The following is an 18,954-nucleotide window of genomic DNA, read 5'->3' as shown; positions in this document are numbered from 1 at the left end:
CCCACCTCTTCCCATTCCGAACAGAGAAGTTAAGCCCACTTGCGCCGATGGTACTGCAATGCAATGCGGGAGAGTAGGTAGCCGCCCTTTTTCACGAAGAGCCTTGGTCACGACAGTGACTGAGGCTCTTTTCGTTGGTACATATATAATAAGGTGGAGAAACGCTGAGTAACCATCGTAACGTAACCATCCGAAACAAGCCGCCTTTTCCATTTCGTCGAGACTGATTACCTTTGTCCTTAAAAAAAGTTATGTTCAATTTGAATGAGGACAAACGTATAGTTATGGCGCAGCATCCTACTGATATGCGCATGGGAGTGAATGGTATGTGTGGACAGATCCGTAAAGTGGGTCAGGAACCGAGTAATGGTGACGTGTATATATTTGTAGGCAAGTCTCGCACGACCATGAAGTTGCTCCATTGGGAACGTGGAGGTTATGTGATGAACTACAAACGTTCTAGCAAGGCCGTTTCCATCCTCGCATATTTCTTCGTCAGGGCAAGGGCTTCAGGTCTATGCGCTGGTATGAACGCAACCATCCGAAACAAGGTAACCATCCGAAATATTGGGGGTAACACGGCAATAAGTCCGCAGGGCGATACCATTTGCTGTAAAATGACGATGCAGGCAGATAACCTCTCTTTCTGCGTAACCATCCGAATAAGCCGCCTTTTCCATTTCGTTTTTACTGTTTACTTTCTGCAATATATGTTCCCATGGGGTGATGCGGTTATGGTTTTCTTTGGGCGCGAATGTCGATGAATTACCCATGAATGGGTCGATATAATTGATAACCGACATTGTGCCATAGCCATTTGTCACGGCCGTGGTACAATGTCGGTACGAGAGTGGCTGGCAGAGCTGTCCTTTCAGCCTTTGTTTGCCACTTCAAGATAGTCCCTCAAGGCTTCTACATATTGTTCGAAAGCCTGTCTTCCTTTTGGGGTAATCCGGCAGATGGTGCAAGGCCTTTTGCCCTTGTAGGTTTTCTCTATCTCAATATAGCCTGCCGTTGAGAGTTTGTCAATCTGTACGCTCAGATTGCCCGCCGTGGCTCCCGTCTGTTCCTTGATGTATGGGAACTCGGCCTCGTCGGCGCTGATGAGCAGCGACATGACAGCCAATCGCAACTCTGCGTGCAACAGCGGGTCTAATGGTTGGAACATGTATCTCCTCCTTATCTCTTATTATGCAAATGAATAATTACGCCAGGAACAATCAGCCCGACCGTTGCCACAACTGCCATCACATAGAGCTGCATGTGGTCTGGGAAATGCAATGCGCCGAAAAAGCCTCCGATGCCAGCAATCAGGCCACAAGCCTGGATGATGCGGTTTCTCAGTATCAGTCCCATGATAGTTGTACCCATTCCGAAGCACAAGGAGATGATACTTGTAAGGCATCCGAAGGCATACACCTTAGGTAAAACCAGTTCTATCGGCAGGACTCCGCTTCCGACCAAGCCGAGAATCATGCCCATGCTACAGCAGAATACACCAAATGTAGCCCATACATATCCGATGGCTTTGCCCACGAATGTTGTTGGGATGGTTTCCCGCTTTTTGTCAATCAACCTATTGCCTGCGTAACCTACCAGCGACATCGCTGCCCATAAGAAATTCCACACAGGCCCACCGTGATTATTCCACAAATAGGCAATGAGCAATGAAAAGGCTACTACACAAGCGCCCCACCAGATTAATGGCAGTGCAGAATTCTTGTTGATTGTGCGCTGGCTGCGTTCTATCGATTCTCGGATGATTTCCAGACTGCGCTCGGCAGTCATGTTTGTTGTTTCTTCCATGATTTCTTGAGTTTTCTTGGATGTTAAACGACTTGTTTTGTTCACTCATGCCCGTCGTTCCTCCTGCAGAAAGGTCTGACAAAGGCATCGCAGTTCCGGATTGCATGGCAAAGATAATAATGTTTATGATATAAACCAAGTTATTGTGCAAACTTCTTTGCGCGGAGATGGTTTTTTTAACATTTCCCATCCGAAATGAGACAATCTGTCACCCAATTCGCGAGATTTTTCGCCATATTTGCAAGACCAGGAGGCCTCCCTGCCGCGAGCGTGTAGCCTTCTTTCTCTTGTTTCCGTCAATCTATAGTTTCGCAGAGGAGGCTTGTGTTCACATTATTTATATATACATACCAACTGCCATCAAAATGGCAGCAATTTCTGATTTCATCCTATCAGTTCTTTGGGGGCTACAGCCATATTGTCCCCTGTTTTGTGTCAACTTCACTGCCGCCACCCCCAAAAACAGCCTGTAGCTGTTGTTGTTATTTATATCTTGCGTACTTTTGCCCCAAAGTTATCAATTGTTACTCTTGTATGTGTCATGTTTGCCGACACTGTGGACAGCTTTAATGTGTGCGAGATGGCCGCTTGTCATGACCTCCACAGAGCCCCTGATACCCCCGATACTCTGGTCGATGGCATTGCCTTTTATGCGACATCGTCCAACAGTTTTGGCATTTATCTATGCTTGGCCAGCCACCCACTCGTATCTGTTTTTTTTACCCTCTACCGAAAAAAATCGTCACTTGTAGCCTGCAAAATATATATTTTTCTTACTTTTGCTTATTGATTATTTCTTAAAACGTACATATATGAAGCATTTATGTAGAGCTTTCCTGTTTCTCTTGTGCCTCGCGCTTGCGGCCGAGGCCGATGGGCAGGGCATCATTAAGCACAATCCGACCATTAATCGTAATGCGAGGACAGGTAAAACCGAAGCCGCCAGGTCCAAGACCAAACCTGCTACGGCGCGGAATAAGCAGACCAGTGCCAAGCCCACTTTCGCCTCCGAATGGAAGAGCCTCTATTATAGTTTTGTCTACGTTCGGGGCGGTACGTTCCAGATGGGAGCCACCCCGCAGATGAAAAATCCCTATCCAGATGAGTTCCCGGTGCATACTGTTACCGTCGATGGCTTTTTTATTTCCAAGTACGAGGTTACCCAGGCCCTGTGGGAGGCTGTGATGGGCTCCAACCCCTCTAAGGTGAAGGGCCGAAATCTTCCTGTGACCAATGTCTCTTGGACGGACTGCCAGACATTCCTTTCACGCCTTACCGCGCTTGCCCAAGCTAAGTCGGGCTACTCTGGGATAAGTTTTTGCTTGCCCACAGAGGCACAATGGGAGTTTGCCGCCCGTGGTGGCAATATGAGCAAGGGCTATCAATATAGCGGTAGTAATACTATAGGGAGAGTGGCTTGGCATTGTTATAATACTTCTACTGTCCAGCCAGTGGGCCGGAAGGCCCCGAACGAACTCGGACTTTATGATATGACAGGCAATGTCAGCGAATGGTGCAGCGACTGGCTCGCCCCTTACTCTGCACAGGCCCAGTCTGACCCCACCGGCCCAGATAGCGGTGAGCTACGCGTGTATCGTGATGGCGGAATAGGCCATACAGTTGAGTCATGCCATATCTCTATTCGTTATGGTCAATCTCCCGACTATAATGACGAGGCTACGGGCCTTCGATTGGTAATGCATGAATAATAGGAACACGCCTATGCCACTGCAACTACAGACACCAGTCGACCTGCCGCGTGCTGACTTTGAGATAGAGCCCTGCTCGCGCATGCTCTTTGTGGGCAGCTGCTTTGCCGACAATATGGGCCGACTCTTTGCCGACGACTGCTTCCGCGTGACGGTCAACCCCTACGGCGTGATGTACAACCCCATCAGCGTGGGCCACACCATCGCCCGACTCTCCGATGAGCTGCCTCCCGACGATAGGGTCGATACCGTCGTGATTACCCTCGGCACTAACCACATCTATATACTCCGCGCCACGGGCGAGGTGGTCGACAATTGTCAGAAGCGGCCGCAGCGGCTCTTTGAGGAGCGCGAGCTGACGGTCGACGATACGGTCGAGAGCCTTGAGCAGACCATCGCCCTGATAGCCCACCGCTGGCCCGAAGCCCGCGTGATACTCACCGTGAGCCCCATCCGCTATCGCAAATACGGACTCCATGGCAGCCAGTTGTCCAAGTCGGTGCTCCTGCTTGCCACTGCCGAGATAGAGCGTCGCCATCCGCATGTCAGCTATTTCCCCTCCTACGAGATTATGAACGACGAGTTGCGCGACTACCGTTTCTATGCCGAAGACATGATACACCCCAGCACCCAGGCCGTGGCCTACATCCACGAGTGCATGGGCCGCGTCTACTTCGGCAGCGCCATGACACGGTTCCTCGCCGAGTGGCAGCCCGTCAAGGCCGCACTCAGCCACCGGCCCTTCGACCCCGAGAGTGCCGAATATAAAGACTTTATGAATAAAACCATGGCGAGAGTCGACGCACTTTCAAAAAAATATAATAACTTTGCATTAAATTTTAAGATAGAGAGAAATGACCTATACTATTGAGAAGGTTACCACACTCATCGGTGCGCGTAGATACGGCAACGGTGAAGCCCGCGTAGGTTTCATCCTTACTGACAGCCGTTCGTTATGTTTCCCAGAGGAAACGCTTTTCTTTGCCCTGAAAACTCAGCGCAATGACGGTACGCGATACATCCCCGACCTGTATCGCCGTGGAGTCAACAACTTTGTGGTCGAGCACGTCCCCACGGACTATGCCACCCTTTATCCCCATGCCAACTTCCTGAAAGTCACCGACTCGTTGGAGGCGTTGCAGCGGCTTGCCGAGCGCCATCGCGATGAGTTCGACATTCCCGTGGTGGGCATCACCGGCAGCAATGGCAAGACCATGGTCAAGGAGTGGCTCTACCAGATCATGTCGCCCGACGTCTGCGTCACCCGCAGTCCTCGCAGCTACAACTCACAGATAGGTGTGCCCCTCTCGGTGTGGTTGCTCAACGAGCATACCCAGCTGGGCATCTTCGAGGCAGGCATCAGCCAGCCCGGAGAGATGCGTGCCCTGCGTGGCATCATCCAGCCCACCATCGCCGTGCTCACCAATCTCGGCGCAGCCCATCAGGAGAACTTCGAGTCCATGCAGGCCAAGTGTAAGGAGAAGATTCAGCTCTTCCACGACGCCCAGACCGTGGTCTACGATGCAGACGACAGTGTGATAGCCACCGAGGTCGAAGCCTCCGGTTATCCCGGCGAGTGCCTCTGCTGGTCTCTTACCGATGCCCATGCCCCCATGTACATCAGCCGTATCGACAAGGGCGACGCCCATACCCTCGTGACCTACAGTTACCAGGGTGGCGCCGAGCAGCACTACCAGCTGCCGTTTATCGACGACGCCTCTATCTCCAACTCCATCATCTGCGCCACCGTAGCCCTCCACCTGGGCGTCTCTGCCGCCGCCCTTGCCCTGCGCATGCAGCAGCTCGAGCCCATAGCCATGCGCCTCGAGGTCAAGGAGGGACAGCACGGCTGTACGCTTATCAATGACTCTTACAACTCCGACGTCAACTCGCTCGACATAGCCCTCGACTTCATGCGCCGTCGCCCCGACCATCAGGGACGCCGCCGCACGCTCATCCTCAGCGACATCGAGCAGAGCGGACTCACCCCGCAGTCGCTCTATGGCGAGGTGGCGCAGCTCTGCCAGCAGCGTGGTGTAGAGCGGTTTATCGGCATCGGCCCCCAGCTCTGTGCCGCTGCCGACGAGATAACCATCGCCGACAAGTCGTTCTTCGAGAGCGTCGACGCCTTCGTCGCCAGCCCCGTCTTCCACACCCTCCGCGACGAGGTCATCCTGCTCAAGGGCGCCCGCAAGTTCGGCTTCGACCGCCTCACCGAGCTCCTCGTGCGCAAGGTCCACGAGACCATCCTCGAGGTCAACCTCTCTGCCGTGGTCGAGAACCTCAACTGGTATCGGTCCTTCATGAAGCCCGAAACCAAGCTCGTCTGCATGATTAAGGCCGACGCCTATGGCGCCGGGTCGGTCGAGATAGCCAAGACCCTGCAAGACCACCGCGTAGACTATCTGGCTGTGGCTGTCGCCGACGAGGGTGTCACCCTGCGCAAGAACGGCATCACCGCCAACATCATGGTGATGAACCCCGAGATGACCGCCTTCAAGACCATGTTCGACTATGACCTCGAGCCCGAGGTCTATTCGTTCCGTCTGCTCGAGGCCCTCATCAAGGCAGCCGAGAAGGAGGGCATCACCGACTATCCCGTACACATCAAGCTCGACACCGGCATGCACCGATTGGGCTTCAATCCCCGCGAGGACATGGACAGGCTCATCGACCGCCTGCAGCATCAGAACGCCGTCATCCCCCGCTCGGTCTTCTCCCACTTTGTGGGTTCCGACAGCGACAGCTTCGACGATTTCAGTGCCTGCCAGTTTGCTCTCTTCGACGAGGGCAGCCGCCGGCTCCAGTCTGCCTTCTCCCACCATATCCTCCGCCACATAGACAACTCTGCCGGCATCGAGCACTTCCCCGAACGCCAGCTCGATATGTGCCGTTTAGGTCTGGGACTCTATGGCATCAACTCGCGCAACAATGCCATCATCAACACCGTGTCTACGCTCAAGACCACCATCCTGCAGTTGCGCCACGTGCCGGCTGGCGATACGGTGGGCTACAGCCGCAAGGGAGTGCTCACCCGCGACAGCGTGATAGCCGCCACCCCCATAGGCTATGCCGACGGTCTCAACCGCCATCTCGGCAACCGCCACTGCTACTGCCTCGTCAACGGCAAGCGCGCCGAGTATGTGGGCAATATCTGTATGGATGTCTGCATGATTGACGTCACCGACATCGACTGTGCCGAGGGCGACAGCGTCGAGATTTTTGGCGAGCATCTGCCCGTCACCGTGCTCAGCGATGCCATCGACACCATCCCCTACGAGATACTCACCGGCATCTCCAACCGTGTGAAGCGCGTCTACTATCAGGATTGACGCCTCCTCACCCGTTACCCTATACATGGCTCCGCCTGCAATGGTCTTCCCCTTGCAGGCGGAGCTTTTTTGCGCCTTGGCAATGGGGTAGGGGCTCTGTGTGAGCCGCTTCGGCAGCGCCGGGAGCCGCTTGGCTGGCTCGTATCGTATGTTACGAGCCTTCGTGCCTATTGATACGTGCCCTCGTGACATTTGATACGAGCCTACGTACCTTCCGTTACGAGCCGGCAGGGGTCATGGCCTCGCCGCTGCCGATGATGGCAAGGGCCGTGGCCCTCGTGCCCACGCCCGTCGATGCGGCTGGGCTATGGCCGAAGCCCTCCACGGCGGGCGCAAAACGGCATGGCTGCAACCCCGGGACGGTGGCATCGGTCGATTTTTGCAAGAAAAAACGCCATAGCCGTCATGGTATCAACTTTTTTGATTACCTTTGCCCCTACAAGTATAATTACCTTAAAACATGAATAATATTCAGACTACCAGAAAGACCAACTTCCGTTGGGTAATTTGCGCGATGCTCTTCTTCGCCACCACTGTCAATTATCTGGACCGCCAGGCCCTCTCGCTCACGTGGAAAGACTTCATCGCTCCCGAGTTTCATTGGACCAATACCGACTATGGCAACATAGCCGCCGCCTTCTCCATCATGTATGCCATCGCCAATTTCTTCTCCGGTCGCATCATCGACTGGCTGGGCACCCGTCGCGGCTACCTCTGGGCTATCGGCGTGTGGTCTGCCGGTGCCTGTCTCCATGCCCTGTGTGGCTGGGCCACCGAGCAGTGGGTAGGTCTCGACGATGCAGCCCAGCTCGTGGGCGCTGCCGGCGACGTGGCAGCCACGGTGTCTATGGTCAGCGTGTGGTTCTTCCTGGCTGCCCGCGTGGTGCTGGCTGCTGGTGAGAGCGGCAACTTCCCCGCCGCCGTCAAGGTCACCGCCGAATATTTCCCCAAGAAAGACCGCGCCTTCGCCACCGCCATCTTCAATGCCGGAGCCACCATCGGCGCCCTCGTTGCGCCCCTGTGCATCCCCACCCTGGCACGCTACTTCAAGGATATGGGCGTGGGCAACGGATGGGAGATGGCCTTTGTGGTCATCGGTATGCTGGGCTTCGTGTGGATGGGCATCTGGATTTTCATCTATCAGCCCATGCAGACCAACAAGCGCGTCAATGCCGCCGAGCGCGAGTACATACTCCAGGACAGCCAGGACGATGCTGCTGCCGACGCCGACAGCGGCCGCAAGCTCTCTATCCTCGAGTGTCTGCGCCTGCGCCAGACCTGGGCCATCCTTATGGGCAAGTTCCTCACCGATGGCGTGTGGTGGTTCTTCCTCTTCTGGACGCCCGCCTATATCAGTGATGTCTATGGCTATACGTCAGACAGCGCCATGGCCCAGATGCTCATGTTCACCCTCTATGCCATCACGATGCTGTCGCTCTACGGCGGCAAGCTGCCCACCATATTCATCAACCGCACCGGAGGCAACGCCTACAACTGCCGCATGAAGGCCATGTTCATCTTTGCCCTCTTCCCCCTGCTGGGACTTGTGGCCCAGACGCTGGGCGCCATCTCGTGCTGGCTCACCATCTGCATCATCGGTATCGTGGGCGCCGCCCACCAGTCATGGTCGGCCAACCTCTTCTCTGTGGGCAGCGACCTCTTCCCCAAGAAGGCTGTGGCCACCATCACCGGTATCAACGGTATGGCTGGCGGACTCAGCTCGTTCCTCATCAACTTTGTCTCTGGCCGTCTGCTCGACCATGTCGAGGCTGCACAGACCGTCTTCTGCGGTTTCCAGGGCAAGGAGGCTGGCTACTTCATCATCTTCTGCTACTGCTCTGTGGCCTACATCGCCGGTTGGCTCGTCATGAAACTGCTTGTGCCCCGCTATATGCCCGTCAAGGCCTGACGGCTTTACACCCCCAAACCATAGAGGCCCAAAGCCCAATCCCTAAAGAGGGCTGAGGCTTTGGGCCTTTTTGGTGGGGCTGACCGCCATTTTTTTGCTACCTATGGCGTCTGTTATCAATAATAATATGTATATTTGCACATCGATGTCATCGGTCCGGGTACCGGTGTCTCTCACCGTAATAACTATCATAGTCAATGAAGAAGCTGTTATCCTTACCCCTTTTGGCGCTTGGCGCAGTGATGAGTTCGTGTAGTTCGGCCAATGGCGATGGCGCCGCGGGCAATGCCGATGTGGGCAGCCTCATGTCGCTCTCGGCACTGATGGCTGTGGGCATTATCCTTGTAGCCTTTGTGGTGGCAGCCGTCTTCTACCGCATGGAGAACGGGCGATGGAGCCGCTTCTGGCGCTTTGTAGAACGCCATCTCACCCTGCTTTTCCTCCTTACGTGGGTTTTCGGTTTCTGTATCTATACCGTCGGCATGTTTATCGTCACCGACGATGCCGCCGGTTTCACTGTCGACTCCTTCCTGCGTCTGCTGCGACAGACGCCCATGGGCGTTGTCCACGCGTTCGGCATGTTTGTAATGGACAGCGACATCAGTGCCGTGCACGAGGAGTTCCACTCCAATCTGCTCTTCATGACGCTCTTCTCGCTCGCCCACTTCATGGCGGCAGCCGTCAGCATGCTCTTTGTCATCAAGCACTTCGGCTATAACCTCATGGCGCGTGTGCAGCTCTGGGCCACAGGTTGTAGCGGTGCCATGCGCGAGCGCCTGTTCATCTTCTGGGGTATCAACGAGCACTCCTATCTGCTCGCCGCCGACATACGCCGCACCCTCAAGGCCGGCACCTACCGTCTGGTCTTTGTCAAGACTGCCGACGACGGCGACGAGACCAGTGCCCCCACCGGCCTCGACCGCCTCTTCGACTTTCTGTCGCTCAAGAACCGCGAGCTCGACCATCTCAAGGAACTCAACTGCCTTACCGCCACCGCCTTTGCCCGTCTGAGCCGCTGCGAGCTCACCGCTGCCGAGCGCAAGGACGGCACACAGGTGCTTGCCGGCAAACTGGCGCTGGGCCAGGTGGCACGCCTCATCGGCAAGACCCGTGGCGAGCTCCACTTCTTCATGCTCGGCGACGACCAGGAGAGCAACCTCCGCGCTACCGCCAACATCTGTGCCGACAGCGACATACGCCGCTTTGCCGAAGCCGAGGGCCACAAGGTCACCATCTACAGCCACGCCCGTTACGACAGTGCCAGCCGCGTGGTCGAAGATGCCTATTCGTCCAGCAACCTCGACGTCAAGATAGTCGACTCGTCGCATGCCAGCATCGACCAGCTCAAGAGCACGCCCGACTATCACCCCATACGCTTTGTCGAGCTCGACACCACCCGTAATGTGGGCACCGTCAGCTCGCCTTTCACCTCGCTGGTCGTAGGCTTTGGCGAGAGCGGTCAGGATGCCGTGCGCTATCTCCATGAGTTTGGCGCCTTTGTCTCCAGCCTCTCTTCGGTCGATGACGACCAGCCCGGCAGCGACAACACCAACCGCCAGGTCATGCGGTCGGAGTATCATTGCCATGTCGTCGATGCCGGCATGGACCAGCTCAAGGGCCGTTTCCTCTCCTCGGCTCCCGCTCTCGACGGCGAGGGCAGCCGCGACCTCTACTCTTTCCACGACTGCGACATCTCTTCGCCCGACTTCTACAGTCTGCTCGACGAGGTGGCTGCTACGGTCAACTATGTCGTGGTGGCTCTCGGCGACAGCGAGCAGTCTATCTCTGCCGCTGTCAACATCTTCAACTACGTGCGCCGCAACCGCGTCGACATCTCCCGCTTCAAGATATTCGTGCGCTCTTATTCCAGCTACTATGAGCAGCACATGCGCGACATCGCCGATCACTACAACCAGGTGGGCACCCCAGCCTTTGCCGAGCATATCGTCATCTTCGGCTCGGCTGCCAGCATCTATACCTTCGGCAATATCGTGGAGAGCCGTTTCGAGGCCGAGGGCCGTCTCTACAACCGCGCCTACTGCACCGTCAACAACCGGCTCGGCACCAAGGACGAGTGGGCGCTCCGCCGCGAGATACTGCTCGGGCGCCACACCCTCGAAGCCTATGGCGAGCTGAGGCGTAAGGAGATGCAGGATGTCGAAAACGCCTATCACGCCTTCACCAAGCTCTATATCATCGAGCGTGTCTGCGCCGACAACAGCGCTCTCTCGCCGTGGTTTGCCGATGGGCGTGTGCCTAAGTTCGGCCGCATTTCTGCCCATGAGCATCTGCTCGAGGGCATAGTCGAGGCGCAGGGCGATTACTCAGCCCCCGACAGCTGCTGCCATCCCTCCGACAGCGGCGGCCATCCCTCCGCCGCAATCGGCTATAACGCTGCCGACCAGCTGCTGTTCCGCAATCTTGCCCGTCTTGAGCATCTGCGCTGGAATGGTTCCCACGAGGCGCTGGGATACCGATACTACGGTGACCATCCCACGCTCTCGCAGCAGTTGCCCTTCGGCGCTTGGCACAGTTGCAATGAGCGTTACCGGCTGCACAACTGCCTCATGCCCTGGGAGGCTCTCGACGCCGAGAGTCTGCTCGCGGGATGGGACGACGCTACCAAGCCCGACGGCCGCGCTTATCCCGACTACAAACTCTACGATTTCGTCGTAGTCACCACTACCATTAACAATTATTTCCACAGTCATGGCCAAAACCAAGTATGAACCCCATCCCGTAGACACGTCGGACATCAGTCTGCCCGCCGAACTCACTCCGCTCATCGACGACATGTGTCGCAACGTGCATGAAGTGTGGGCTGCCACCCGTATCGCCCAAGGCTGGACCTATGGCGCCCGCCGCGACGATGCCGCCAAGCACCATCCCTGCCTTGTCCCCTACGACGACCTGACCGACGAGGAGCGCGAGTTCGACCGTAATACGTCGCTCGAAACCATCAAGCTCATCCTCAAGCTCGGCTTCAAAATCAACAAGGGCTGACCAGGCTCTGCTGGAGGATGTATAGAAACCAGAAATCCCCACTCTCATGGTTGTCATGAGGGTGGGGATTATGCTATCCTGTAGTGCTAAAGTTACTGCAGAGCCTTGTCGTATGGCGGTATGCCTGCTGTGTCAGCCACCTCTTGGCCGCCGTTGACGCGGCTTGTGGGGTTGTGGCTCTTGTCATACCAGTAGCCGTCGTGGGGGACTCCCTGGCTGAAGGTGCCACGATAGACGGCGCCCGTTTCGCCTATGGTGTAAGTACCGCGATAATAGTTGCCCTTGCTGAAGGAACCTACATACGTGTCGTTGTTGCTGAATACCATCTTGGCATCATCGGAAACGTCGTCGGGGAGGCCATCTTTGAACTGGCCGGTATATTCAGACGAGGGAATGTCTGTGGTGCCCATATAGGTGGCATGGCCAGAACCTTGTGGGATGACCGACAGCGTGTCGCCTTGGTCATTGATGGTTATCGATGCCTCTCCTGTATAGGTGAAGGTTCTCAGGTTCTCAGGGCCGTTGTCTATCCTGATGGTCGCGTCGGTCACCATGCCCCCGGGTGCTCCGGCAGTCGTGCCGCCGTTACCCTTGGACAGCATCCAGTAACCCAACAGCAGGACAGCCACGCCTACCGCTATCATGATGACCTTTCGGCGGAAGCTGCTATTGTCGGTGTCGTTGTAGTCAGTCGGCTCGGGGGCTGGCGTTGGCGTCTCGGGCTCGCCCTTCTTACGCCGCAACCTGGTGCTGGGCTCCGGTGCGGGCTCGGGAGCTGGTGTGGGCTCGGGCGTAGGAGCCGGAGCGGGTTTGGGCGTGGGCTTCGGCTTGGCCTGGGGATTCTGCGTGATGGTCTCGGCGAGATACTGGCGCACGTCGGCCACACTCTGCGGACGCATCTTGCGGTTGGGCTTCATCAGCCATACGATGAGGTCTCTCAGTTTGGTACTCACCGTGGCGGGGAGATACTGGATGATGGCCTCGTTGACATCGTCGTCGATGTCGGAGGGCGACGGCGGAGTCTGCTCGGTAAGCAGATTGAACAGCGTGGCGCCCAGCGCGTAGAGGTCGGTCCATGGGCCAAACTTCTCGATGTTCTGCTCCATCTGTTCAGACGGTGCATAGCCCGGCGTGTATGCCATCGCCGACGATGTAGCCAGCGACTGGCCGTCGGAGTTGCGCAACTGCTTGCTCGCACCGAAGTCTATGAGTTGTATGTTGCCCTTGCGGTCTATCATGATGTTGCCCGGCTTCATGTCGAGATGCCAGATGCCGTCGTTGTGTACCGTCTCGAGCGCGTCGAGTATTTGGGGGAGGGTCAGCATGATGTCGGCGGGCGACATGGGGTGCCCCATCCGCTTGATGCGGGCTCCGAGGCTTTCGCCTTCGATAAAGTCCATGACATAGTAGGATGTGCCGTTCTCGTCGAAGAGGTCGTGTACCTTCACGATGTGTGCATTGCTCAGTCGGCGCAACCGTCGTGCCTCCTTGCGGAACTTCTCCCGCTGAGCCTCAAAGGTGCGTTGGTTTTCTGTCAGGGTGATAGCCACCTCGTTGGTGGCCTCGTTGCGTCCGCAGACGCCCTTGATATACAGCTCCTTGATAGCCACCTTCTCGTCAAAGGCAAGGTCGGTGGCTACATAGGTGTTGCCAAATCCGCCCGACGACAGATACTGCTCGATGCGGTACTTGCCGTTGGAGAGCAAGGTACCGATGGCGAGCAGCCCTTCGCGTTCGTTGTTGTTAACTGCCATTTGTAGTTTTGTTATTGGTTATTTCCTTGATTTCTTTTCCTTCCATGCGCCGCCAGTGGGTGTCGCCCCTGCCGCCGCATGGCGCTCTGCACCAGCGTCACTTGTGCTTGATGGTGCGCAGGGGTGCGTTGTTGTCGTGCTGCTCGGTCTGGGCTGGTTGCTTATCGCCCTTGGCGTCGCCGCCTTGGGTCTTGATGACAAACAGCGCCAGAGCTGCGATGATGGCGAGCAACAGCAGCCACACCCAGGTCTGCCCCTTCTTCTTGCCCTTAGGCTTGACCGCCTCTACCTTGACCTCGGGCTGCGCGGTCACGCTTCCGCCCTCGATGCTGAAGGCATAGGCGGTGTTGTTGTCGTGCGTCTGCCGCAGCCGGCAGGCTTCTGCCACCGAGCGTATGCGGTTGTCGAGCGTGTCGTGGTCGAGCATGAGGCGGCAGAGGTCATCGTCGGTGAGCTGTTCGACCACGCCGTCGCTGCAGAGCACAAACACGTCGTCGGGGCGTATGTCGGTGATGACGTTGAAGGAAGCCCGGTCGCGCCGCTCCTGATGGGGCTGCACGGCACGCGTGATGACATTCTTCTGCGGGAAGTCGCGCGCCTCTTCCTCGGTGAGTTCGCCGGCGGCGATGAGGTCGAACACCAGCGAGTGGTCGCGGGTACGGAAGACAACGCCTGCTCCCGGACGCAGCTGATAGACCCGGCTGTCGCCGATGTGAGCCACCAGCACGCCGTCGCTGCAGCAGGCTGCAAAGGTGAGGGTGGTGCCCATGGTGCGGCCCGTGGATGGGGGAGTGTCTATCGCGTCGAGCTCGTTGTAGGCTGCTTCGAGCGCTGTCTCAAACACGGTGCGCATCTCGGCGGTGGTGCAGAGCGGCAAGACTGCCGTCTTCTCGCCCACCGTCTTGGCTACGCAGGCGCTTGCCACCTCGCCGTGCTCGTGGCCGCCCATGCCGTCGCAAACCAAGAACACGCGCTGGTTGGCGGTGGCTTCACCTATGGCCGGGAAGATGGAGTCTTCCTGGTTGGCCTTCTGTCCTATTTCACTGTAGCATGCTATCTCGCCCAGGCGGATAGATGCGGTAGGGTTGGTCTGCTTGTCCATAAGCGTAGTGGGTTTATTCAAACTGGTTGGCGAGGAACATCCTCCTGTCGCCGAGCATCATACAGTCGTTGACATTGAGGTAGACGATGTCGTCTTCGATGAGCTCCACGCCCTGCAGCGAGGTGGGGTTGGTGCCGTGCTCCTCGAAAGTGCAGCGTATGCCCGTGGGCTGGCAGGTGAGCTCGATGACGGCGTGGCGCCGGCTCATGTAGTTGCTGGGGTCGGGTATCTGTATCTCGGCGGTATTGTTGCTGGTCTGGCGTCCCACCCACTGCCTGCCGAAGTGCAACTGGTAGCGCTTGTCGTCGACCTGGAGAGAGAGACAGGGCAGAAAGTCGCCTATCTTCATCTTCTTGTGGCAGTGGGGACACTCTGCGTTCTTCGCCTCCAGACCGGCAGCGGCAACCACATTGATTACGCCCTTGCAGTGTGGGCATTTGAGTGCTATATTCATTGTCTCTGCTTATTATACGTCGTACATGGTGATGTCGGCATTGTTGGAGTAGTCGGGCAGGTCGTCTCCGCCCATGGGGTCGCTTACCTCAGTCACTCCGGGCTGCATCACGTCGTCGGCGGTAGGCATGGCGATGTGGTGTTCGCTCACGTCTGCCATTTCGTCATTCTCTATCTCGCCGTTGCCGTTGACATCAGTAACCATCACGTTGACCTCGCCGTTCTGGTCGCTGTCTACGAAGATGACGTTCTGGTCGTTGATGGTTACGGCAGCCACGTCTACGGTCTGGCCGTTGAGGTCGACATCGTTTTCTACCGAGATGACGCGCACTTCGGGCTCGTTCTCGGCGGCGCTTACCTGTACCTCGGGCTGGTGCACCTCTACGGAGTTGCCGTTGATGTAGAGGTTGGCTTCGCTCACGTTGCCTATCTCTCCCTCTTCCACCTCGCCGTTGCCATTGATGTCGATGGCTGCTGTCTGTATGTGTCCGTTCTCGTCGGCGAGCAGCACGGCGTTGTTGCCGTTGACTGTGGCGTGTGCCAACATATACTGGTTTCCGTCTTCGTCCTGACCGGTCTCTACCGAGTGGATGATGATGCTCTCGTCGTTGTCGGCGGCGGGAGTGGGCTTCGGCTCATGATGCTCGGGTTCTTCCACCTTTACAGGCTCTACGTGCTCCTTTCCCTCGTGCTGCTCTTCCTCCACTGGCTTGGGCTCTGGCTTGGGTTCGGGCTTGGCTTCAGGCTGAGGCTGGGTCTGCTGGGGGGCGGGCTGAGCCTCGGGCTCTTCGGTGGTGGCAGCCTGCACGGCGTTGGCACCGCCTACACCCAGCGCTGCACCCAATATGGCTGCGGCTGCTGCCTTGGCAGTAGTCTTGTCGTTATTACGCTTCTCTTCCTTGGCATTGTTGCCAGTCTTCTGCTTGTTGCGGATGGTGTCATTGTTGTCAAACATAGTGGTAATGTTTTATAGGGTTATTATTGATTTCTGCTGCAAAGATAAGGAGATAATCCATGGCCTCCAAACGATTTCCCCCTTAGTGGATGAAATGCCCATCTGGCGTGACGAAATGGCAGAAAGCGGCAGAATTGTGTCCCGATGCGGCTGTGGGGATTAGCCCGGGAAGCGCCGAGAGGGCTGTGGTCGAGCTGGAGGACTGCCCGGCTGCTGGCGCGATGCACGGAGGGACGGCCTATTTGCGCTTGGGATTCCAGTTGAGTATGTGCATCGTGTCGCTGAACTTGCCCCACATCACGGGGTGCTGCTTGTCGTGCGTGGCTTGGGCCACCTTCTGCGCGACATAGGTGAATATCTCCTTGGCTTCGACGATGCGGTTGCGGTCGGTGTCGGCGGCGCCCTTCATGCCCTTCTCCAGATACTGGGTGAAGTATCCGTTGGGGCCGTAGGGGTTCTCTCGCGATGTCTCGCTGCTGCGCGACGAGAGGAAGAGCATCACGCCCTGGCTGTTGCCGAAGGTTTGGCTGGCGCTCGAGGTCTTGCCGCCACCGCGCAGACCGCCCGAGAAGCAGGCGTCGATGAAGAGCTGCTTGTTGTTGGCGTCACACTGGCGCAGCACGGCCTTGATTTCACCATAGCTGATGAGTGTCTGCTCGTTGTGGGTGTCGTAGGCGCAGAGTCCGCCCTTGCTGCCATGACCGCTGAAGAAGAAGACCACGATATCGTCCTTGCCCGCCTTGCCGAATACCTCTTTCAGCGTGGCGAGTACCCGGTCGTGGGTGGCGTCGCTGCCGGTGAGCGTGGTGACATGGCGCGTGTGGGTCTTGTAGAGCTTTGCCATCGTGGCGGCATCGTTCTCGGTCTTGCGGAGGGGCTTGATATGCTTGTATTTGGCTATGCCTACCGACACCACGTAGATGTCGCGGGCGTAGGTGGCGGTGCTGATGGCAAGGGCCATCACGAGGAGCAGCAGGTGTATCTTCTTCATAGGCTTGAGGATGGAGGTTGGCGTGAGGGAGCGTATCATTCTGACATGGCCAGACGGAAACCGAAGTGGGTATGGGAGTAGGTAGATGACTGGCCGAAGCGGTAACTGCATCGGCAGTCTTTTTCGTGTGTGACATAGCTGCCGCCGCGCAGTGGGTGGTCGCCTTTGGGAGATTCCTGTACAGGGTTGTTTTGCGGGGCGGCAGAGTAGGGCTGATAGCCGTCGCCGCAGAACTCAAAGACATTGCCCGACATGTCGTAGAGGCCCAGTTCGTTGGGGCGCTTGGTGCCTACGGGCTTGTGGCGGTCGTGGGGGTTGTCGCTATACCATGCCACGTCGTCTATCTGGTTGCTGCCGCTGTAGCGGTAGCCGCCGCTCTTGCGTCCGCCACGGGCTGCATACTCCCATTCGGCCTCGGTGGGCAGCCGGTAGTGCTTGCCGGTGAGGGCGTTGAGCTTCTGGATAAACGCCTGGATGTCGTTCCACGTGATATTTTCGACGGGGTGGTTGCCGCCGAGCTTCTGCTCCGACGGGTTGTGCCCCATCACCTTCTGCCAGAGCGCCTGGGTGGTCTCGTAGCGGCAGATGTAGAAGCTGCGCACGGTCACCTGATGGGCGGGCTTGGCATTCTCGGCATTCCAGTAGTCTTCGGCGGCAGCGGCACCCATGGTGAAGGTGCCGCCTTCGACATAGACCATGTCGGCAGCCAGTTTCTTCAGCGGGTTGGCCACCGCTGCAGGTCTCTTCGCCTGCGCACGGGGCTGCGGCTTGGTGGTGGGCTTGGTGGTAGTGGATGTCTTGGGGCGTATGATGCCCTGCGCTCCGGCTTCGGTGGCCAGGGCTGTGAGCATAATGGCGATGAGTAGAGATGTGATGCGCATGGTGGTAAGGGTTTGGGTGATGCCCGGGCGGGCGATGTTACTTGAGGGGCACGCCACAACCGGGACAGTAGCGGTTGGCCTTGAGCACCTCATAGGGGGTAAGTCCCAGAAACTTGTGGCAGTGGGGGCATACGTAGGTGGTCTGCATAGAGGCGTTGAGTGCCGATATGGCGAGAGTCTTCTTTTCGAGCACTTTCTCGCCTGCCACGACGGCTATCGCAATGACCACCGCCAGCACGATGATGGATATCATCCAGTCCTGGCCCACGGTCTGCGCGAGCAGCATGGTGATGATGGGAGTGAGCATACGTATGGAGTTGACCATCGTGGAATATCGGTCCCACTTCTTCTTTTCGTTCTCGTAGTTGGCCCATATCTGTCCGAGGTCAATGGTGGACAGGTCGGTGAGCAACTGTCTTACCGAGGTCTTGTGCTGACCCAGGAAGAAGGGCGTGTCGGTCTTGACGGTCTTGCGCTTGATGCGCATGCCGAAGACGAAAGTGCCTCGGGTAGAGTCGAGGTCTTCTATCTGGTAGGTGTCGGTACCCGTGCGGGTCAGTTTGGCGTGCTGCGGGTCCACGCTGGTGTCGGCGATGTGCATGGGCTGCTGGCCCATGCGGCCTATGGTGATGGTTTGTCCTATTTCCATATCTTTTGCTGTTCGTAGAGTTTCTTGATTTCCTTGAGGGCCTCCTTGGAGATGGGCAGGGCGAAGTGGTCGGGGTGGTCGAAGTCAGAGAGGATGAGTCGCTGGGTGCTGAGGTTGACCTGGACTATCATCTCGGTGTTGACGATGTACCGCTTGCCGATGCGGATGAATACCGGCTGGTCGGGTTCGGGCTTGACGCGTATCAGCTGTTCGACCTCACCGAGGCTCACGGGCAGCATGATTTTCTGCTTGTTAGGGAACACGCCATAGCAGTAATTGCCGAAGGCTTCGTAGAACATGGCACGGGTGAGGGGGACCCGAAGCAGTTCGTTGCGGCGGTTGAAGACTATCTGTTTCATCTTTCCTTGGAGTTAATCAGTCATGCCGTAACACTCTGGCTGTACGCAGGA

17 protein-coding genes, 1 rRNA gene and 1 pseudogene are annotated in these 18,954 nt (G+C 57.1%); 8 read left to right on the top strand and 11 right to left on the bottom strand.

Annotated elements, in window-relative coordinates:
* Both rrf and tnpB read left to right on the top strand, forming a co-directional pair.
* Positions 1-90 (top strand): 5S ribosomal RNA (rrf, locus tag CIK87_RS03985); the annotation flags it as partial.
* A 161-nt stretch (positions 91-251) separates the two neighbouring features.
* A pseudogene (tnpB, locus tag CIK87_RS14795) lies at positions 252-449 on the top strand (IS66 family insertion sequence element accessory protein TnpB); the annotation flags it as partial.
* Positions 450-515: 66 nt separating this feature from the next.
* On the opposite strand, the gene CIK87_RS14620 reads toward tnpB, so the two are convergent.
* From CIK87_RS14620 to CIK87_RS03970, 3 genes are all read right to left on the bottom strand, one after another.
* Positions 516-803: a hypothetical protein gene (locus CIK87_RS14620; protein ID WP_254046506.1), complete on the bottom strand. Its 288-nt coding sequence runs from the start codon at positions 801-803 to the stop codon at positions 516-518.
* A 68-nt stretch (positions 804-871) separates the two neighbouring features.
* Complete coding sequence (locus CIK87_RS03975; RefSeq protein ID WP_094385676.1) at positions 872-1,168, bottom strand: transcriptional regulator; 297 nt, start codon at positions 1,166-1,168, stop codon at positions 872-874.
* Positions 1,169-1,179: 11 nt separating this feature from the next.
* A complete protein-coding gene (locus CIK87_RS03970) occupies positions 1,180-1,806 on the bottom strand; it encodes a hypothetical protein (protein ID WP_094421875.1) in 627 nt (208 codons plus the stop codon).
* 812 nt (positions 1,807-2,618) lie between these two features.
* Between CIK87_RS03970 and CIK87_RS03960 the strand changes: the two genes are divergently transcribed.
* From CIK87_RS03960 to CIK87_RS03935, 6 genes are all read left to right on the top strand, one after another.
* Complete coding sequence (locus CIK87_RS03960; protein WP_094385669.1) at positions 2,619-3,515, top strand: SUMF1/EgtB/PvdO family nonheme iron enzyme; 897 nt, start codon at positions 2,619-2,621, stop codon at positions 3,513-3,515.
* Positions 3,516-3,534: 19 nt separating this feature from the next.
* The gene (locus tag CIK87_RS03955) at positions 3,535-4,386 is read left to right on the top strand and encodes a GSCFA domain-containing protein (RefSeq protein ID WP_094385682.1); all 852 of its coding nucleotides are present in this window, start codon (positions 3,535-3,537) and stop codon (positions 4,384-4,386) included.
* Complete coding sequence (locus CIK87_RS03950) at positions 4,370-6,847, top strand: bifunctional UDP-N-acetylmuramoyl-tripeptide:D-alanyl-D-alanine ligase/alanine racemase (RefSeq protein WP_094385666.1); 2,478 nt, start codon at positions 4,370-4,372, stop codon at positions 6,845-6,847. The genes CIK87_RS03955 and CIK87_RS03950 overlap by 17 nt, the downstream gene beginning before the upstream one ends.
* Positions 6,848-7,307: 460 nt before the next feature.
* Entirely contained in the window at positions 7,308-8,756 is a 1,449-nt protein-coding gene (locus tag CIK87_RS03945; protein WP_094385664.1) for an MFS transporter, read from the top strand.
* Between the two features lie 197 nt (positions 8,757-8,953).
* On the top strand, positions 8,954-11,485 hold the full coding sequence (locus CIK87_RS03940) for a hypothetical protein (protein ID WP_144008101.1): 2,532 nt from the start codon (positions 8,954-8,956) through the stop codon (positions 11,483-11,485).
* Positions 11,466-11,759, top strand: coding sequence for a RyR domain-containing protein (locus CIK87_RS03935; RefSeq protein ID WP_094385660.1), 294 nt, complete (start codon positions 11,466-11,468; stop codon positions 11,757-11,759). Before CIK87_RS03940 ends, CIK87_RS03935 begins: the two co-directional genes overlap by 20 nt.
* A gap of 92 nt (positions 11,760-11,851) precedes the next feature.
* On the opposite strand, the gene CIK87_RS03930 is transcribed toward CIK87_RS03935, so the two are convergent.
* The 8 genes from CIK87_RS03930 to CIK87_RS03895 all read right to left on the bottom strand — a co-directional run bounded on the left by CIK87_RS03930 (position 11,852) and on the right by CIK87_RS03895 (position 18,903).
* Positions 11,852-13,513, bottom strand: coding sequence for a protein kinase (locus tag CIK87_RS03930; RefSeq protein WP_094385658.1), 1,662 nt, complete (start codon positions 13,511-13,513; stop codon positions 11,852-11,854).
* A 97-nt stretch (positions 13,514-13,610) separates the two neighbouring features.
* Positions 13,611-14,636: a PP2C family serine/threonine-protein phosphatase gene (locus CIK87_RS03925; RefSeq protein WP_144008100.1), complete on the bottom strand. Its 1,026-nt coding sequence runs from the start codon at positions 14,634-14,636 to the stop codon at positions 13,611-13,613.
* The gene (locus CIK87_RS03920) at positions 14,629-15,069 is read right to left on the bottom strand and encodes an FHA domain-containing protein (protein WP_094385654.1); all 441 of its coding nucleotides are present in this window, start codon (positions 15,067-15,069) and stop codon (positions 14,629-14,631) included. The genes CIK87_RS03925 and CIK87_RS03920 overlap by 8 nt, the downstream gene beginning before the upstream one ends.
* A gap of 12 nt (positions 15,070-15,081) precedes the next feature.
* Positions 15,082-16,023 (bottom strand): hypothetical protein, encoded by a 942-nt coding sequence (locus CIK87_RS03915; protein ID WP_094385652.1) that lies wholly within the window; start codon positions 16,021-16,023, stop codon positions 15,082-15,084.
* Positions 16,024-16,261: 238 nt separating this feature from the next.
* Positions 16,262-17,014, bottom strand: a complete 753-nt coding sequence (locus CIK87_RS03910; RefSeq protein ID WP_158216197.1) for a caspase family protein — start codon at positions 17,012-17,014, stop codon at positions 16,262-16,264.
* A gap of 35 nt (positions 17,015-17,049) precedes the next feature.
* Positions 17,050-17,952: an SUMF1/EgtB/PvdO family nonheme iron enzyme gene (locus CIK87_RS03905; protein ID WP_216822752.1), complete on the bottom strand. Its 903-nt coding sequence runs from the start codon at positions 17,950-17,952 to the stop codon at positions 17,050-17,052.
* Entirely contained in the window at positions 17,933-18,544 is a 612-nt protein-coding gene (locus CIK87_RS03900) for an FHA domain-containing protein (RefSeq protein ID WP_022310373.1), read from the bottom strand. The genes CIK87_RS03905 and CIK87_RS03900 overlap by 20 nt, the downstream gene beginning before the upstream one ends.
* The gene (locus CIK87_RS03895; RefSeq protein ID WP_022310374.1) at positions 18,535-18,903 is read right to left on the bottom strand and encodes a LytTR family DNA-binding domain-containing protein; all 369 of its coding nucleotides are present in this window, start codon (positions 18,901-18,903) and stop codon (positions 18,535-18,537) included. The genes CIK87_RS03900 and CIK87_RS03895 overlap by 10 nt, the downstream gene beginning before the upstream one ends.
* Between the last annotated feature and the right edge of the window lie 51 nt (positions 18,904-18,954).

This window comes from Prevotella sp. P5-64, assembly GCF_002251285.1.
Taxonomy (GTDB): domain Bacteria; phylum Bacteroidota; class Bacteroidia; order Bacteroidales; family Bacteroidaceae; genus Prevotella.
The sequence above is the reverse complement of the archived record's forward strand: the minus strand, read 5'-3'. Positions and strand labels throughout refer to the sequence as shown.

What these genes read in the sequence shown, in the direction of transcription:
- CIK87_RS03920 (WP_094385654.1), bottom strand. Translation starts at nt 15,069, where the DNA reads ATGAATATAGCACTCAAATGCCCACACTGCAAGGGCGTAATCAATGTG.
- CIK87_RS03915 (WP_094385652.1), bottom strand. Translation starts at nt 16,023, where the DNA reads ATGTTTGACAACAATGACACCATCCGCAACAAGCAGAAGACTGGCAAC.
- CIK87_RS03945 (WP_094385664.1), top strand. Translation starts at nt 7,308, where the DNA reads ATGAATAATATTCAGACTACCAGAAAGACCAACTTCCGTTGGGTAATT.
- CIK87_RS03975 (WP_094385676.1), bottom strand. Translation starts at nt 1,168, where the DNA reads ATGTTCCAACCATTAGACCCGCTGTTGCACGCAGAGTTGCGATTGGCT.
- CIK87_RS03900 (WP_022310373.1), bottom strand. Translation starts at nt 18,544, where the DNA reads ATGGAAATAGGACAAACCATCACCATAGGCCGCATGGGCCAGCAGCCC.
- CIK87_RS14620 (WP_254046506.1), bottom strand. Translation starts at nt 803, where the DNA reads ATGTCGGTTATCAATTATATCGACCCATTCATGGGTAATTCATCGACA.
- CIK87_RS03935 (WP_094385660.1), top strand. Translation starts at nt 11,466, where the DNA reads ATGGCCAAAACCAAGTATGAACCCCATCCCGTAGACACGTCGGACATC.
- CIK87_RS03950 (WP_094385666.1), top strand. Translation starts at nt 4,370, where the DNA reads ATGACCTATACTATTGAGAAGGTTACCACACTCATCGGTGCGCGTAGA.
- CIK87_RS03930 (WP_094385658.1), bottom strand. Translation starts at nt 13,513, where the DNA reads ATGGCAGTTAACAACAACGAACGCGAAGGGCTGCTCGCCATCGGTACC.
- CIK87_RS03895 (WP_022310374.1), bottom strand. Translation starts at nt 18,903, where the DNA reads ATGAAACAGATAGTCTTCAACCGCCGCAACGAACTGCTTCGGGTCCCC.
- CIK87_RS03970 (WP_094421875.1), bottom strand. Translation starts at nt 1,806, where the DNA reads ATGGAAGAAACAACAAACATGACTGCCGAGCGCAGTCTGGAAATCATC.
- CIK87_RS03910 (WP_158216197.1), bottom strand. Translation starts at nt 17,014, where the DNA reads ATGAAGAAGATACACCTGCTGCTCCTCGTGATGGCCCTTGCCATCAGC.
- CIK87_RS03960 (WP_094385669.1), top strand. Translation starts at nt 2,619, where the DNA reads ATGAAGCATTTATGTAGAGCTTTCCTGTTTCTCTTGTGCCTCGCGCTT.
- CIK87_RS03940 (WP_144008101.1), top strand. Translation starts at nt 8,954, where the DNA reads ATGAAGAAGCTGTTATCCTTACCCCTTTTGGCGCTTGGCGCAGTGATG.